Origin of the sequence: Actinoplanes aureus, assembly GCF_015704865.1 — a bacterium.
Taxonomy (GTDB): Bacteria; Actinomycetota; Actinomycetes; order Mycobacteriales; family Micromonosporaceae; genus Actinoplanes; species Actinoplanes aureus.
This window is the reverse complement of the sequence record NZ_JADQTO010000004.1, coordinates 87,285-102,447: the sequence shown is the minus strand read 5'-3', so window position 1 is coordinate 102,447 and position 15,163 is coordinate 87,285. Positions and strand designations below refer to the sequence as shown.

The window sequence follows — 15,163 nt, the reverse complement described above, 5'->3', positions numbered from 1 at the left end:
GGCCAGGTGGGGTGCGCGCTCGCGCAAGTTTGGGCGGAATCAACGCCCTTTGCGAGCATTCCTAACCTTCCGCTGCCGGGCGCAGACAGATCTTGGGCGGTTGAGCACGCCCATGGGTGAACAAGCACCCAAGGTCGCTCGGATCGGTTTGCAGGCGCACAGGATGCGCGGCGCGACGCTGGGTCGGCGCCCGTAGTTACCCCGGGACCGCGCCTGCGGGATCCCCGGCATGCGCATAGTTGGATACCGCAAGATCACATCCTGATCCGAGGATCGGCGCGGCGATCAGCAGCTCAGTTCTACGGCAATGCGAGGTCTAGGATCGGCGATTTGTGTGAGATCCAGGCTGAAACATGCCGCTTGCGGGCACTTTTGCCCGCCTGGGGCTTGTAGTCTCGTTTTTCGTGCAGACCGACATCGCGTACCGCTTGGTTCTTGCCTCGGCCAGCCCTGCCCGGCGGGCGCTGCTCACTGGGGCCGGGATCGACGCCGAGGTCATTGTCAGCGGGGTGGACGAGAGCGTCGTCGACGCCGACGACGCTTACACGATGAGCCTCGCTCTGGCGCGGATGAAGGCGCGTACGGTGGCGGCCCAACTGCCGGCCGATCCGGGGGTGCTGGTGCTCGGGTGTGATTCGGTGCTGGCGTTCGAGGAGGAAGTATTCGGTAAGCCGGCCGACGCTGAGGAGGCCACCAAGCGCTGGATGGCGATGCGCGGCAAGTCCGGGGTGCTGCACACCGGGCATCATCTGACCGGGCTGGTCAGCGGGCTGCAGGCGGAGGCGGTCGGCACCACGGTGGTGCATTTCGCGGATGTTAGCGATACGGAGATCGAGTCCTACGTGGCGTCGGGTGAGCCGTTGCAGGTGGCCGGGGCCTTCACCCTGGACGGCCGCGGTGGTGCGTTCGTGGAACGGATCGAGGGCGACCCGGGGAACGTGATCGGGCTGTCGCTACCGCTGCTGCGCAACCTCCTCGCCGAGATGGGCGTCCCGATCACGGCCCTCTGGCGCCGCTGACCGGCCCGCGCACGGCACTGCCGCGACAACGACGACATCGCGCCGCGCTCAAGAGCAGCGCGACACTGAAAGAGGCGCCGCAGTGAAAGAGGCGCGGCCACTGAGGCGGCGCGACCACTGAGGCGGCGCGGCCACTGAAAGCGGCGCAGCCACCGAAGCGGCGCAGCCACTGAAAGCGGCGCAGCCACCGAAGCGGCGCAGCCACTGAAAGCGGCGCAGCCACCGAAGCGGCGCGGCCACTGAAAGCGGCGCAGCCACCGAAGCGGCGCGGCCACTGAAAGCGGCGCAGCCACTGAAAGCGGCCACTGAAAGCGGAGCAGCCACCGAAGCAGCGCCGCGCTAAAGCGGCACCGACCGGTCAGGGCATGGGCAGCGGCGACCCAGTCTCCAGCAACGTCTTCAAGCTGGCCAACAACGACACCCACCCCTCTCCCACATCCCTAAACGCCACATCCTCCGGCCCGAAATCGTCATGGACGACGGTCAACTTCACCACCGCCCCCTGCTTCTCGATATCAAAGGTCACCTTCGACCGGCTCCCCCGCACCGCCGCCGCCAGCCATTCGTCATCAAAGCCGTAAGCGGCAGCGAACTCCGGCGTCGTGGTGTGCCAGGTGTACGACAACCGCCGCCCCGGCTCGGCCTCCAGCACGACCTGCTCGGGGTCGGCGATGGTGACACCTTTCTCCTTCCAGGTCATCACCGAGCCGGGCTTCCAGTCCGTCTCGAACTCGACCCCCCAGTACTGCCTGGTGAAAGCGGGATCCGTCAACGCTTCCCACAGCTTCGCAGGCGTGGTCGCGATGTACGTCGTATAGCTGAACCCCATCCCGGGCCCCTCCAATGCGTCTTGCAGGTCGGCGAGCGCCCGGATCCGTGGCCGGTCGTATCGGCTGATCCAGCGGTCGGCGATCGCGTTGACGGGCGAGGCGTTGAGGTAGTGCAGTTTCTCCCGGCCGCGCCGCACCGTGGTCACCAGGCCGGCGGCCTCCAGGACCGCCAGGTGCTTGCTGACTGACTGCCGGGCCATGCCCATGCCGTCGCAGAGCTGCCGCAGCGTCTGACCGTTCGTCTGGTTCAGGCTGTCCAGCAGATGCCGGCGGCCGGGGTCGGCGAGTGCCCGGAATACCTCGTCCACAGGAAGCATTATAGGCAGCCAAATGGCTGCCTATCAAGCCGTCAGCGGACGCTGCGGGCGAACTCCCGGGCCGCCCACACCACGGCCAGCACGGCGAGCACCGCGGTGATGGCCAGGCCCTGCCACACCTCCGGCGCACCGAGGTCGCCGCGGAACAACGCCCGCGTTCCGTCCACCGCCCAGGAGAACGGGTTCCACTCGGCGACGTTCTGCAGCCAGCCGGGCGCGTACGTGAGCGGCAGCAGAATCCCGGAGAGCAGCAGCACCGGCTGTGCCACCGTGTTCATCAGCGGCGCCAGCGCGTCCTCGCTGCGGACCCGCAGCGCCACGCCGTAGCTGAGCGCCGAGGTCATCAGCGCGATCAGAGCCAGCATGAGGTACGCCAGCAGCAGGTTTCCCAGGAACACCCGCAGGTCGAAGATGAGCGCCAGCAGCGTGATGATGACCGCCTGGGCGACCAGCGAGACCACGTCGCGCAGGGTGCGGCCGAGCAGGAGGGCCAGGCGGCTGACCGGGGTGACCCGGGATCGCTCGATCACGCCGGCCCGCAGCTCGGCGATCAGGCCGAAGCCCTGGAACAGGCCGCCGAAGATGGCGAGCATGACCAGCATGCCGGGCACGAAGATCTCGTACGCCTCGGCGTCGGTGGACACCTGCAGCGCGGGCCGCAGCAGCGGGGCGAAGAGCAGCAGGTACATCACCGGCTGGAAGACGCCGACCAGGACCCAGACCGGGTTGCGCAGCAGGAGCCGCATCTGGTTCTCGAAGATCAGCCACGTGTCGCGTACGAACTTCATTCCGCACTCTCCCGCAGGGATCGGCCGGTCTTGGTGAGGAAGACGTCGTCGAGGCTCGGCCGGTGCAACTCGATCCCGGCCAGCGGCACGGAAGCCGCATCCAGAAGACGAAGAATGTCCGGGATGGCGGCGGCACCGTCGTCGACGTGGAGCCGGAGAGAGTCCTCGAAGGAGTCGGTCTTGTACGAGGCCAGCACCGTGGCCGCCGCGGAGACGAATTCCGGCAGCAGGGAGACGCGGACGACCTCACCGGCGATGGAGCGCTTCAAGGCCGCCGGCGTCCCGGAGGCGACGATGTCCCCGTGATCCATGATGGAGATCCGGTCGCAGAGCGCGTCCGCCTCCTCCAGGTAGTGCGTGGTGATGAAGACGGTCATCCCCTCGTCGCGCAGCCGGCGGATCTCGCCCCACATGTGCGCCCGGCTCTGCGGGTCGAGCCCGGTGGTCGGCTCGTCCAGGAAGAGCAGGCGGGGCTCGTGGATGATCCCGAGCGCGATGTCGACGCGGCGCCGCTGACCACCGGAGTAGGTGCGGCACTTGCGGTCCGCGTACTCCGACAGCTGGAAAGCGTCGAGCACCCGGGTGGCGCGTGCGTGCGCGTCGGCGCGGGACACGCCGTAGAGGCGGGCCTGGAGCACCAGCTCCTCGACGGCGGTGGAGTCGTCCCAGGTGGCGCCGCCCTGTGCCACGTACCCGATCCGGCGCCGGACCTCGCCGGGTGCGCGCCGCAAGTCGGCGCCGGCGATGGTGGCCTCGCCCCCGTCGGGCTCGATCAGAGTGGCCAGCATGCGCAGTGTGGTGGTCTTGCCGGCCCCGTTGGGGCCTAGAAAACCGAAAATCTCGCCCTCGGCGACGTCCAGGTCGATGCCACGGACGGCCTCCACGGTCGGTCCCCGGCGGGACGTGAAGGACTTGCGTAGCCCGCGAGTCTCAATCATCCGGCCAACCTACGACCATCGATCTAGCTAGTCAAACTTGATTATTAAAGCTGACACGAAAGTCCTCGCCGGACTCGATGAGGCCGGCGATCCGCGAGCACCAGGCGATCTCCGCCTCGGCCCGGGCGATCCCGAGCTCCCACATCCACGACACGAAGGCCGGCTTCTCCTTCGCCCAGTCGGCGCCCAGAGCCGCCCGGAGCTGCTCGACACCGCCCTGGAGCTGGGTGGCCCGGTTACGCAACGCGGCCGACGACTCCTCCCGGGGCATTGCCGGCAGGAACGAGAACGCCGCCATGAACGGGTCGGTGGTGGCGGTCAGGTTCCACCAGTACGTACGCAGCAGGGACTGGAACTCCGCCGCGCCCTTCTCGGTGATCTCGTACGTGGTCCGCGCCGGCCGCGCGCCGACCTGCTCGGTCGCCACCGCGCGCAGCAGCTGCTCGTCGGCGAGCTTGCGCAACGCGTGGTACACCGAGCCGGGCTGGATGTTGGCCCACTTGTCGGCACTCCAGCTCAGCAACTCGCGGCGCACGTCGTAGCCGTGCACCGGCTGCATCCACTGGACCAAACCGAGGATCATCATGCGAGTCGCGGACACTACCCAAGAGTAGAACGACCGTTAGGCTCATAGCCGTGCGGAAGATATTGATCGCCAACCGTGGCGAGATCGCCCTCCGGGTCATCCGGGCCTGCAAGGACGCCGGCCTCACCAGCGTCGCCGTCTACGCCGACAGCGACCGGGACGCGCTGCACGCGCGCCAGGCCGACGAGGCCTACGCGCTGGACGGCGATACCGCCGCCGACACGTACCTCCGCATCGACAAGCTGATCGACATCGCGAAGCGATCCGGCGCCGACGCGGTACACCCGGGCTACGGCTTCCTCTCCGAGAACGCCGGCTTCGCCCAGGCCGTGATCGACGAGAACCTGATCTGGATCGGGCCGAGCCCACAGGCGATCCGCGACCTGGGCGACAAGGTCACCGCCCGGCACATCGCGCAGCGCGCGGGCGCGCCGCTGGTGCCCGGCACCCCCGAGCCGGTGGCGGATGCCGCCGAGATCGTGGCGTTCGCCGAGCAGCACGGCCTGCCGGTGGCGATCAAGGCCGCGTTCGGCGGCGGCGGCCGTGGCCTCAAGGTGGCCCGCACGATCGAGGAGATCCCGGCGCTGTTCGAGAGCGCCACCCGGGAGGCGGTCGCCGCGTTCGGACGCGGTGAGTGCTTCGCCGAGCGCTACCTGGACCGGCCGCGGCACGTGGAGGCGCAGGTTCTGGCCGACACGCTGGGCAATGTCGTGGTGGTCGGCACCCGGGACTGCTCGTTGCAGCGCCGCCACCAGAAACTGGTGGAGGAGGCGCCCGCGCCGTTCCTCAGCGACGAGCAGCGCAAGAAGATCCACGAGAGCGCCAAGGCGATCTGCACGGAGGCCGGCTACCACGGCGCCGGCACGGTGGAGTACCTGGTCGGTCAGGACGGGACGATCTCGTTCCTCGAGGTCAACACGCGCCTCCAGGTGGAACACCCGGTCAGCGAGGAGACCACCGGCATCGACCTGGTGCGCGAGCAGTTCCGGATCGCCGCCGGCCAGCCGCTGGCCATCACCGCGGATCCGGAGCCGCGCGGGCACGCCATCGAGTTCCGGATCAACGGCGAGGACGCGGGCCGCAACTTCCTGCCGGCTCCCGGCCCGGTCACCGCACTGACCTGGCCCTCCGGCCCCGGCGTGCGAGTCGACTCGGGCGTCGAGGCAGGCAGCGTGATCGGCGGCAACTTCGACTCGATGCTCGCAAAGATCATCGTGACCGGAGCGACCCGGGCCGAGGCACTGGAGCGCTCCCGGCGGGTCCTGGACGAGACCGTGATCGAGGGCATCGCCACGGTGCTGCCGTTCCACCGCGCCGTGGTCCGCGACGAGGCGTTCACCGGCGAGCCGTTCACGGTGCACACCCGCTGGATCGAAACCGAGTGGGTCAACGAGGTGCCGCAGTTCAGCGCGCCCGCCACGGCCTCTGACGAGGCCGGCGAACGCGAGACCGTCGTGGTCGAGGTCGGTGGGCGACGCATTGAGGTGCGCCTCCCCAAAACCCTTTTCTCCGGTACGCCGGGAAGCACCCCCAAACGCCCGTCGGGCCGCTCGCGGAGCGGCTCGGGGGCCACGGCCGCGGCGACCGGCGGCGGGCTCACCGCCCCGATGCAGGGCACGATCGTCAAGGTCGCCGTGCAGAACGGCGACGAGGTGGCCGAGGGCGACACCATCGTGGTCATCGAGGCGATGAAGATGGAGCAGCCGCTTCAGGCGCACAAAGCCGGCACTGTGGCGGGACTCACTGTCGAGGCGGGAGCCACCGTCACCGCCGGCACGGTGCTGTGTTCGATCGAGTAACCCGGCACTGATCGAGTAACCCGGCACTGGCTGGGAGATCAAGGGGCGGGCCGCCGATACGGGACCTACCGGCGGCCCGCGACCGCGTCGCCGGGAAACAGGGGCCCCGGTGGCGCGGGCACCCCCACGGTACGCCCGCCGATTCCAAACGATCGAAAAGGGAGCGCGCGGAAACGGCACGTGGACGTAGCGTGTCGGTCATCACCGCGCGTGGGACCACCCGGGGAGCATGCTGAGCACAGCGCACTCTCAGCTACGCCCACGCAGAATGCCGAGAGACCCGAGCCTCGAGGTGGCCCGCCGATGACCGAACTGTTGACCATGTTGGCAACGCCGGCTTGGGCGTACCTGGCTCTGTTCGGCTTCCTCGCGGTGGACGCTCTCATTCCGGTGGTACCCATTCAGGCCATCATGATCACCTCTGGGGCCCTGACTGTCTACGGCAATCTTGATCTGGCCGCAGTCATCGCGGTAGGGACTTTGGGCATGTTCACCGGCGATGCCATCGCCTTCGTGCTGGGTCGCTCCACCGGAGGCCGCCTGAGCGCGCTGCGGGACCGGTTCGCCCCGAGGAACGAGGACGGCGACACCTCCAAGACCCGGCGGGCGGCGAGACGCTTCACCCGTGGCCTGCGCCGCCCCGGGCCGCTGGTGGTGCTGCTCTGCCGGTTCGTGCCCGGCGGGCGGATGGCCTCCGGGTACAACGCCGGGCGTACCGGCTATCCGATCAAGTTCTTCGTCGGTTATGACGGCGCGGCCGCGCTGAGCTGGGCCTGCTACGGCGGGCTGGTCGGGCACCTGGGCGGCACCGCGATCACCCAGTCGGCCTGGCGGCTCTTCGCCATCGCGGCGACCGCCGCAGTGATCTTCGGCACAGCCGGGTGGATCCTGGCCCTCTTCGGCGGCAAGAACACCGAAGAGGGCGACAAGACGGACGTCGCTACCGAACCGTTCTCAACGTGGGGGCCGCACCAGCCGGCGCCGGCCAACGGCCCGGATGCCTCCGGCCCGAGGCCAGGTTGACAAGGTTCACTGAATCTCGTGCAGCATGAGCTGCCGGCCGGCCTCCGCGATCGAGCCGGAGAGCGACGGATAGATCGTGATCGTGTGGGCCAGCTGATCCACCGTGAGGTTGTTCTCGATCGCCATGGTGATCGGCAGGATCAGCTCGCTGGCCTTCGGCGCGACCACCACGCCACCGATGACCTGGCCGGTCGCCGGGCGGCAGAAGAGCTTGACGAACCCGTCCTGGAGGCCGGCCATCTTGGCGCGGGCGTTGCCGGTCAGCGGCAGCATCACCTGCCGGGCCGGGGTACGCCCGGAGTCCACCTCGTTCTGCGACACACCGACCGTGGCCAGCTCCGGATCGGTGAAGACGTTCGCCGAGACGGTCCGCAGCCGCAGCGGCGCCACCGCCTCACCCATGGCGTGCCAGATCGCGATCCGGCCCTGCATGGCGGCCACACTGGCCAGCGGCAGCACACCGGTGCAGTCACCGGCGGCGTAGATGCCCGGCACGTTGGTCCGGGACACCCGGTCCACGGTCACGTAACCGCCGTCGCCGACCGCCACGCCGTACTCGGCGAGACCCAGCTCGGCCGTGTTCGGGATGGCGCCGACCGCGATCAGCGCGTGTGAGGCGTCGATCACCCGGCCGTCGGAGAGGGTGACCTGTACGCCGTCCCCGGTGTTCACCACCGACTTGCCGCGGGCCTGGCTGAGGATCGTCATGCCGCGGTCCCGGAACACCCGCTCGATCGCCATCGCGGCGTCCGCGTCCTCGTGCGGCATGACCCGCTCGCGGCTGGAGACCAGGGTCACCTGTACGCCCATCGCCAGGTAGGCACTGGCGAACTCGGCACCGGTCACACCCGAGCCGATCACCACGAGGTGACTGGGCAGCTCGGTCAGGTCGTACACCTGGCGCCAGTCGAGGATCCGCTCGCCGTCCGGGCGGGCGGTCGGCAGCACTCGCGGAGTGGCGCCCGTCGCGATCAGCACGGTGGTGGCCTCCACCGCGTACTCCTCGCCACCGTCCGGAGTGATCAGGACCTGGTGGGTGTGCCCGAGCCGATCCTCGCCGAGCCGCGCCCGGCCACGAACCACGTCGACCCCGGCCTTGACCAGCTTGGTCTGGATGTCACCCGACTGGGCCAGGGCGAGCTTCTTGACCCGCTCGTTCACCGCGACCGCGTCGACGCTGACCCCGTCGAGGCCCCTCGACCGGATCCCGAACCGCTCGTTGTGGCGGTATCCGGTCATCACCTCGGAGCTGGCGATGAACGTCTTGGACGGCACGCAGTCGGTCAGGACGCAGGCACCACCCGGACCGTCCGCCTCGACGAGGGTGACGTCCGCGCCGAGCTGCGCGGCGACCAGGGCGGCCTCGTATCCCCCCGGTCCCCCACCGATGATCACGATCCGACTCACGACTGAAACCCTCCCAATAAGCAGGAACTGTGCTTTTTCCGCGGCGGAAAACCGATGCAAAACCGACTAGGCATGCCGACACGCACGTTCCATATTCTCACCACCCGCTGCTACGACTATCGTCGTCGCCGTGCGTCACTACGCCGCGTATGGCTCGAACCTGGATCCCGCCCGCATGCGGGCCTACTGTCCGCACTCGCCGATGGTCGGCGTGGGGTGGATCGAAGGCTGGCGCCTCACCTTCGCCGGTGAGGGAGAAATCGGCTGGGAAGGGGCCGTGACCACGATCGTCGAGTCGCCTGGTGACCGCGTCTTCGTCTCGCTGTACGACGTGCACCCATGGGACGCGGCACAGCTCGACGAGGTCGAGGGGGTGACCGCCGGGGCGTACCAGAAGGTCACCGTGCGTGTATCGACGCTCGACGGTGACATCTCCGCCTGGGTCTACGTCTTCGCCGGTTACGAGGGCGGCCTGCCGACCGCGTGGTATCTCTCCGAGATCGCCAACGCGGCCGAGAAGGCCGGCGCGCCCGACGACTACGTCGAGGAGCTGCGCCGGCGCCCGACCGGGACCGCGTCGCCGGAGGTCTGACTCAGGCCGCGGTCACCGTGGTCTGGTACACGTTCGCCTGGTAGAGCGGGGTCATGCCGACCTTGCGATACAGGCTCGCGGCGTCGGTCGGGTTCGCCAGATCGACGCCGAGCCCGGCCTTGGCGCGGCCGTTCGCCGCGTAGGTGGCGAAAGCGCGGCGCAGCAGCGCCTCACCCACACCCCGCTTACGGTACGGCCGGAGCACGGCGAGGAACTTCACCCAGCCCTCGTCGTTCTCCTCGTCGCCGCCGCTGCCACCGGACTGGAGCGCACCGGCGATGACGCCGTCCACCTCGGCGACGAACCACTCGTCGAAGGCCACCCCGGACTCGGCCTCGTACTGCTCACGCCAGTCCTGGTACGCCATGGCGGGGTGGTCGGAATCCTGGAACGACTCCTCGATGACGGCGTGGAACCGGCGCGTCTCGGCCTCGTCGTCGATGCGGACCGGCCGGACGACCACGCCGGCCGGCGGCTCCGGCGCGACCGGGGACACACCGTCCAGCGGCATCTGCATCCGGGCGTGCTGCTTGAGGAAGGTGAAGCCGGCGTCGCCCAGCGCCTCGATGTAGACCGTCTCGTTCGGGATCGCCGCGGCCCGCACGGCATAGACCTGGTGCCCCAGCTCGGCGGCGCGCTCCGGCATCCGTCGCAGGATCAGGTCGAGCAGCGGCCGCTGGACCGCCAGCCCGATCTCCGGCCAGACGTAGACCTCGATGAAGTCGCGGGCCTTGCCGGTGGGATTACGCGGGTACGCCCAGCCGACGATCCGGCCGGTGGCGTCGAGGGCCACCCAGGAGTCCCGGGACATGTCGGTGTTCGGCCCGGTCAGCTCCTCGCGCACCTCGTCGAGGGTGAAGTCGGGCTCGCCCACCGCCGCGATGTCGCTGGCATGCACCATCTCGAGGATCGCCGGAACGTCGTCGAGGGTGGGCCGGCGGATGGTCCAGCCGGTGGGCAGCTCACTCATCCGGGCATCTGACCATGCGCCCGGTCCGGCTGCCAACGGAATTTCAGCGGGTCAGGCGGTGGCTCAGCGACTCCAGCAGGCCGGCGAACTCCACCCGCTCGGCTCGGTCCAGCACCGCGTACGCCTGGCCGGCCAGCGAGTTCGCCACCGCCTCGGCCCACATCAGCCGCCGGACCAGCGGGCCGGCCGGCGGGTACGGCGGCTGCCAGCCGAACGCCACGGCACCGGTCTCACCGTCCGGCCCGGCGATGATCGCCTCGATCGGGGTGAGGCCGCCGGCCCGTACCGCGATCACGTGGATGCCCTGCCGGTGCTCGTGCAGCAGATGCAGCAGCACGGCAGCCCGCGCGCCCGGCTCGGTGTCCGGCACCGGCATCGCCCGCCAGGCGGCGAAGAGCGGCAGCCCGGCCGGGTCCACCGCGTCCACCAGCCGGGCGGCGAGGTCGAGCAGGCGGGAGAGCCGGGGGAAGCCGCCGAGCTGCTCGGTGCCCCAGGTGCAGAGCTCGTGCAGGTGCCACTTGGCGACCTCGACCGGGGCGGACGTCTTCGCGGTCGCCTCCCAGCCGTCGGTGACCGCCTCCGGCGCGATGAAGGCGAGCGCGGCGGCCACCGTCTCCGGGCGGACGTCACCGAGCGCGCCGGCCCGGGCCGAGACGTGGTACGCCCAGCCGGAGAGGCCCAGCAACCGGGCACGGCGCAGCGTCTGCGGCGATTCCGCGAAGGCGCCCACGATCGTGGCGAGTCCCGCTTTGGCGTTGGCCGCTGCCTGTTCCGGGGTCACCTGCCAGATTCTGCTCTCCTCGGGCGCCGAAGGAAAACGCTCCCGCGTTCGACGTCCGTCCGAAGTGGTTAGTCGGCTCAGTCCGCGGCCAGGTCGTCCAGGGCGGCCTGCACGTCGCCGACCCGCCGGCGGGCGGCCGCCGACTCCCGCTCGGCGGTACGCCGGGCCAGCTTGCGCCGGGCCACGTCGGCGACCGCCTCGGTGCGGCGGCGTTCCAGCTCGGCGAGTTCGGCGTCCAGATCCTCGACCAGGTGACCGGCGTCCCGCTCGGCGGCCTCGGCCCGTTCCAGCTGGTCGTCCGCCCGGCGCTCGGCGGCCATCGCGACGGACAGCTCCCGGTCCAGTTCCCGGCGCTTCCGCTCGCGTTCCCGGCGACGCTGCTCGGCCGCGGCCCGCTCCCGGGCCGAGATCCGCGGGACCTCCGACTCCGGTTGCTCGTCCGGCTCCTCCGGCTCGCCCGGCTCCGCCAGGTCGTCCTGGTCGGCATCGCCGGTCACCAGGCGCAGTCTCGGCCGGGGCACCTCACCGAAGCCGGCGTAGGTGGCCGCCCGGATCAGCCGGCCGGTCCGTACCTGCTCGGCGATCTCCGGTTCGGCGAGCGCCGCGGTGAGCGTCGCCTCGACCTCGGCGAGCGGCAGCTTCCCAGTCGGTACGCCGGCCGCGACGGCGAGCTTGCGAGCGGCCGCGACGAGCGCCGAGACGAACTGCCGGCGCTGGTTGGAGAGCTCTCGGAGCTGCTCGCCCTGGAGGTCACGCTGAGCGGCGCGCAGTGCGGTGGCCAGCTCGACCAGCTCGCCGATGAGTTCCGGGCGCTTGAGCGCGAGCAGGTTGACCATCCAGGCGGCCACGGTGGGCTTCTTCAGCGCGGCGAGACGCTTGGCCGTCTCCCGGTCGCCGCCGCGGCGCGCCTCCTCGACGGCAGCCGCCCTGGTCGCGACGAACCCCTCCGGCGGCTCCTCGTAGAGCCGCCGGATCACCTCGGTGCCGTCGCGCACGTCAGTCAACGACGGTTCCGGGCGCGACGTGCTGATATTTCGTATCGGAGAAGCTCTCCAGATGCTTGTCGTAGATGGCCGCACCGCGCTGGTTGAGCAGCCCGTCGTGCAGGGCGTAGGCCCGGCCCGGCCGGACCGTGCGCACGAACTCGAGCGACTCGGCGATCGTCGTCCACGGCGCGTTCAACGGCACGAACAAAGTCTCCACCGGCTGATCGGGAAGCGCGAACGAGTCACCCGGGTGGTAGAGGTTCGTGCCGTCCCCGGCGATCAGGAACCCCAGGTTCGCGAAGACCGGGACGTACGGGTGGATGACGGCGTGCTGCCCGCCGTACGCCCGCACCCGGTACCCGGCCGCCTCGAACTCCTCGCCGGCAGCGACGGCGGTGGTGGCCTGCGCGACGTCGGCGAGCAGCGGCAGCACCGCCTCGTGCGCGAAGATCCGCAGATCCGGCCGCCGGGACACCGCCGAGGTCACCGCCTTCACGTCCAGGTGGTCGACGTGCTCGTGGGTGACGAGCACGGCATCCGCTCCGTCCAATGCGGACGACTCGGAGAATTCGCCGGGATCTACGACGAGGACCCCGGCACCCTCGATCCGTAGGCAGGAATGCGTGAACTTCGTGACGCGCACGGGACCCCTCCGCTGCTGAATCGTGACCGGTCACCTCGCAGTCTGCCGGAACCGGGTGAGGTGTGCCGCACGTCCCACCGGTCAGACGACGAGATCGGAGCACCGATGAATAAACGGGGAACCACCAAGCTCATCGCGGCCGGGCTGCTGACCGGGCTCCTGCTGGCCGGCTGCGGGGCCGACGACAGCGATTCCAGCACCGGCGCGGGAGCGCCGGCCGCCGCGCCCGCCGTCGGCACCGCCGAGGACCAGGCGGCCGAGGGCAGCGCCAGCCAGGGCAAGGACACCGGCGCTCAGGCGCCGGACCTGCGCGTCGACCAGCGCTCGATCATCTACACCGGCTCGATCACGGTGCGGGTCGAGGACGTCACCGCCGCGGCCGCCCAGGCCACCGGCATCGCCTCGGCGGCCGGCGGTTTCATCGGCGCCGACGAGCGGCACAGCGGCACCGGCTCGGACACCGCCAATCTGACCCTGCGGGTGCCGGCCGCGAAGTTCAGCTCGGTGGTGGACCAGCTCGCCAAGCTCGGCACCGAGGAGGTCCGCGGGATCAACACCCAGGACGTCACCGAGGAGGTCGTCGATCTGGACGCCCGGATCTCGGTGCAGAAGGCCCGGGTGGACAGCGCCAAGAAGCTGCTCAGCCAGGCCAAGTCGCTCAACGATCTGGTGATGCTGGAGCGTGAGGTGGCGACCCGGGAGGCGGACCTGGCGTCGCTGGAGGCGAAGAAGCGGCGACTGGCCGACCTCACCGCGCTCTCCACGATCACCGTCGTGCTGCTCGACCCGGAGGCCACCCAGGCCAACGACCCCAACGACGAGCCGCCGGGCTTCCTGGCCGGCCTCAGCGGTGGCTGGAAGGCCCTGAAGGCGTCACTGGCGGTCCTGCTGACCGTGCTCGGCGCGCTCCTGCCCTGGATCATCGCGCTCGGCGTGCCGGCGTGGGCGATCTTCTACACGATCCGGCGGCTCCGCCGCCGGCAGCCGCCGGTCCAGCCGGCACCGGCCACGCCGGACGCCGCGCCCTGACCCACCGCATCAGCCCGGCGGCCGCGCCGCCGGGCTGGAGTGGCAGTCACCTCGCGCGGTGGCGGCGGGACTGTTCGAAACGCGTACCCGATGAAGGTTTTAGAAAGCGCCCGTGGAAAGCGCGGCCAGGGCGGTGTGCGCCATCACCCGCACGCCGTATCCGATGCACCGCTCGTCCACGTCGAAATCGCCCTGGTGCAGGTCGAGGCGGACGTCCGAGCCGGGCACCCCGGTGCCGAGCCGGATCATGGCGCCGGGGACGTGCTCCAGGTAGAAGGAGAAGTCCTCGCCGCCCATGCTGAGCTCGGCCTCGACCACACGGTCGGCGCCGAGCGCGGCACCCGCCGCGCCGGCGACGACGGCCGAGGCCATCCGGTCGTTGATCACCGGCGGCACGCCGCGGGTGTAGGTGACCTTGACCTCGGCGCCGGTGGCCGCGACCACGTCGTGGATCAGCTTGGTGACCATCTCGGGGGCCTGCTGCCAGGCGTCCCGGTTCAGGATCCGGACGGTGCCGAGCACCTCGCCGGTGCCGGGGATGGCGTTGAACGCCTGGCCGGCGTGCACCGCGCCCCAGACCAGCGACACCCCGGCGCGCGGGTCGATCCGGCGGTCCAGCAGGGCCGGCACGTCGACGATGACCCGGCCGAGCGCGTGCACCAGGTCGGCGGTCAGGTGCGGGCGCGCGGTGTGCCCGCCGGGGCCGGAGAGCTCGACCTTGACGGTGTCCGCGGCCGCGGTGAACGGGCCGGAGCGGACCCCGACCAGCCCGGCCGGCAGTTGCGGGTAGCAGTGCAGCGCGTAGATGGCGGCGACGTCCTTGAGAGCGCCCGCGGCGATCACCTCGGGCGCGCCGGACGGGATCGCCTCCTCGCCGGGCTGGAAGATCAGCCGCACCCGGCCGGGCAGTTCGCCCTGCTCGTTGAGCTGGGCCAGGGCCAGACCGAGGCCGAGCATCACGGTGGTGTGCACGTCGTGCCCGCAGGCGTGAGCCATCCGGTCGACCGTGCTGCGGTACGGCACGTCCTTCAGGTCCTGCAGCGGCAGGGCGTCGATGTCCGCCCGGAACGCGACGACCCGGTCACCCTCGCCGATGTCGCAGACCACTCCGTTCCCGCGGGGCAGCAGGCGCGGTTTCAGACCGGCGACGGCCAGCTCGCGGGCGATCAGCGCGGCGGTCTCGAATTCCGAATGTGACGGCTCCGGGTGGGCGTGAATGTGCCGGCGAATCGCTACCAGCTCGGCACCCCGCGCGGCAAGCCAGCGGTCGAGCTGGCCAGGGAGCGGATCAGCACCGGGTGTCGGCCCGGGCCACGCCTTTTCGACGCCCTCGGGCGCCGTCAGAGCAGTAGTCACGTCGGCTTCCGTCTTCACTCTCGAGGTATGTCGGGTTTCGCAACGCGCGACAGCTTAATCCGTTTCTGATCACCGTGTGTAACGGTCAGGTAAAAGCGC

Annotated in this window: 15 protein-coding genes; 5 read left to right on the top strand and 10 right to left on the bottom strand. The window is 70.3% G+C overall.

Going from position 1 to position 15,163, the window contains the following annotated elements; genetic code table 11:
* Positions 1-404: 404 nt before the first annotated feature.
* The gene (locus tag I4J89_RS09200; RefSeq protein ID WP_309238242.1) at positions 405-1,019 is read left to right on the top strand and encodes a Maf family protein; all 615 of its coding nucleotides are present in this window, start codon (positions 405-407) and stop codon (positions 1,017-1,019) included.
* 358 nt (positions 1,020-1,377) lie between these two features.
* Here I4J89_RS09200 and I4J89_RS09195 read toward each other — a convergent pair whose 3' ends face one another.
* Genes I4J89_RS09195 through I4J89_RS09180 form a run of 4 tightly spaced genes read right to left on the bottom strand, consistent with a single transcriptional unit; the run spans position 1,378 to position 4,493 of the window.
* Positions 1,378-2,157 carry an ArsR/SmtB family transcription factor gene (locus I4J89_RS09195; protein ID WP_196413447.1) on the bottom strand — a complete coding sequence of 260 codons (780 nt, stop codon included), beginning with the start codon at positions 2,155-2,157 and terminating at the stop codon, positions 1,378-1,380.
* 41 nt (positions 2,158-2,198) lie between these two features.
* Complete coding sequence (locus I4J89_RS09190; RefSeq protein WP_196413446.1) at positions 2,199-2,954, bottom strand: ABC transporter permease; 756 nt, start codon at positions 2,952-2,954, stop codon at positions 2,199-2,201.
* Positions 2,951-3,892 carry an ATP-binding cassette domain-containing protein gene (locus I4J89_RS09185; RefSeq protein WP_196413445.1) on the bottom strand — a complete coding sequence of 314 codons (942 nt, stop codon included), beginning with the start codon at positions 3,890-3,892 and terminating at the stop codon, positions 2,951-2,953. The genes I4J89_RS09190 and I4J89_RS09185 overlap by 4 nt, the downstream gene beginning before the upstream one ends.
* A gap of 31 nt (positions 3,893-3,923) precedes the next feature.
* A complete protein-coding gene (locus I4J89_RS09180; RefSeq protein ID WP_309238241.1) occupies positions 3,924-4,493 on the bottom strand; it encodes a PadR family transcriptional regulator in 570 nt (189 codons plus the stop codon).
* A 35-nt stretch (positions 4,494-4,528) separates the two neighbouring features.
* On the opposite strand from I4J89_RS09180, the gene I4J89_RS09175 reads away from it, so the two are divergent.
* Complete coding sequence (locus tag I4J89_RS09175) at positions 4,529-6,277, top strand: acetyl/propionyl/methylcrotonyl-CoA carboxylase subunit alpha (protein ID WP_196413444.1); 1,749 nt, start codon at positions 4,529-4,531, stop codon at positions 6,275-6,277.
* 303 nt (positions 6,278-6,580) lie between these two features.
* Entirely contained in the window at positions 6,581-7,300 is a 720-nt protein-coding gene (locus I4J89_RS09170) for a DedA family protein (RefSeq protein ID WP_196413443.1), read from the top strand.
* A 6-nt stretch (positions 7,301-7,306) separates the two neighbouring features.
* Here the strand turns inward: I4J89_RS09170 and I4J89_RS09165 are convergent, their stop codons facing one another.
* Entirely contained in the window at positions 7,307-8,767 is a 1,461-nt protein-coding gene (locus I4J89_RS09165; protein WP_196413442.1) for an NAD(P)H-quinone dehydrogenase, read from the bottom strand.
* A gap of 70 nt (positions 8,768-8,837) precedes the next feature.
* On the opposite strand from I4J89_RS09165, the gene I4J89_RS09160 reads away from it, so the two are divergent.
* Complete coding sequence (locus I4J89_RS09160; RefSeq protein ID WP_196413441.1) at positions 8,838-9,299, top strand: gamma-glutamylcyclotransferase; 462 nt, start codon at positions 8,838-8,840, stop codon at positions 9,297-9,299.
* Between the two features lies 1 nt (position 9,300).
* Here I4J89_RS09160 and I4J89_RS09155 read toward each other — a convergent pair whose 3' ends face one another.
* From I4J89_RS09155 to I4J89_RS09140, 4 genes are all read right to left on the bottom strand, one after another.
* Complete coding sequence (locus I4J89_RS09155; RefSeq protein ID WP_196413440.1) at positions 9,301-10,269, bottom strand: GNAT family N-acetyltransferase; 969 nt, start codon at positions 10,267-10,269, stop codon at positions 9,301-9,303.
* A gap of 43 nt (positions 10,270-10,312) precedes the next feature.
* On the bottom strand, positions 10,313-11,050 hold the full coding sequence (locus I4J89_RS09150) for an SCO6745 family protein (RefSeq protein ID WP_196413439.1): 738 nt from the start codon (positions 11,048-11,050) through the stop codon (positions 10,313-10,315).
* 77 nt (positions 11,051-11,127) lie between these two features.
* On the bottom strand, positions 11,128-12,054 hold the full coding sequence (locus I4J89_RS09145; protein WP_196413438.1) for a hypothetical protein: 927 nt from the start codon (positions 12,052-12,054) through the stop codon (positions 11,128-11,130).
* Positions 12,047-12,679: an MBL fold metallo-hydrolase gene (locus I4J89_RS09140; RefSeq protein WP_196413437.1), complete on the bottom strand. Its 633-nt coding sequence runs from the start codon at positions 12,677-12,679 to the stop codon at positions 12,047-12,049. Before I4J89_RS09140 ends, I4J89_RS09145 begins: the two co-directional genes overlap by 8 nt.
* Positions 12,680-12,784: 105 nt before the next feature.
* On the opposite strand from I4J89_RS09140, the gene I4J89_RS09135 reads away from it, so the two are divergent.
* A complete protein-coding gene (locus I4J89_RS09135; protein ID WP_196413436.1) occupies positions 12,785-13,708 on the top strand; it encodes a DUF4349 domain-containing protein in 924 nt (307 codons plus the stop codon).
* Between the two features lie 99 nt (positions 13,709-13,807).
* Here I4J89_RS09135 and I4J89_RS09130 read toward each other — a convergent pair whose 3' ends face one another.
* Positions 13,808-15,064 carry an amidohydrolase gene (locus I4J89_RS09130; RefSeq protein WP_196413435.1) on the bottom strand — a complete coding sequence of 419 codons (1,257 nt, stop codon included), beginning with the start codon at positions 15,062-15,064 and terminating at the stop codon, positions 13,808-13,810.
* Between the last annotated feature and the right edge of the window lie 99 nt (positions 15,065-15,163).

Coding starts and splice junctions, on each gene's coding strand:
- I4J89_RS09190 (WP_196413446.1), bottom strand. CDS start 2,954: ATGAAGTTCGTACGCGACACGTGGCTGATCTTCGAGAACCAGATGCGG.
- I4J89_RS09185 (WP_196413445.1), bottom strand. CDS start 3,892: ATGATTGAGACTCGCGGGCTACGCAAGTCCTTCACGTCCCGCCGGGGA.
- I4J89_RS09170 (WP_196413443.1), top strand. CDS start 6,581: ATGACCGAACTGTTGACCATGTTGGCAACGCCGGCTTGGGCGTACCTG.
- I4J89_RS09155 (WP_196413440.1), bottom strand. CDS start 10,269: ATGAGTGAGCTGCCCACCGGCTGGACCATCCGCCGGCCCACCCTCGAC.
- I4J89_RS09135 (WP_196413436.1), top strand. CDS start 12,785: ATGAATAAACGGGGAACCACCAAGCTCATCGCGGCCGGGCTGCTGACC.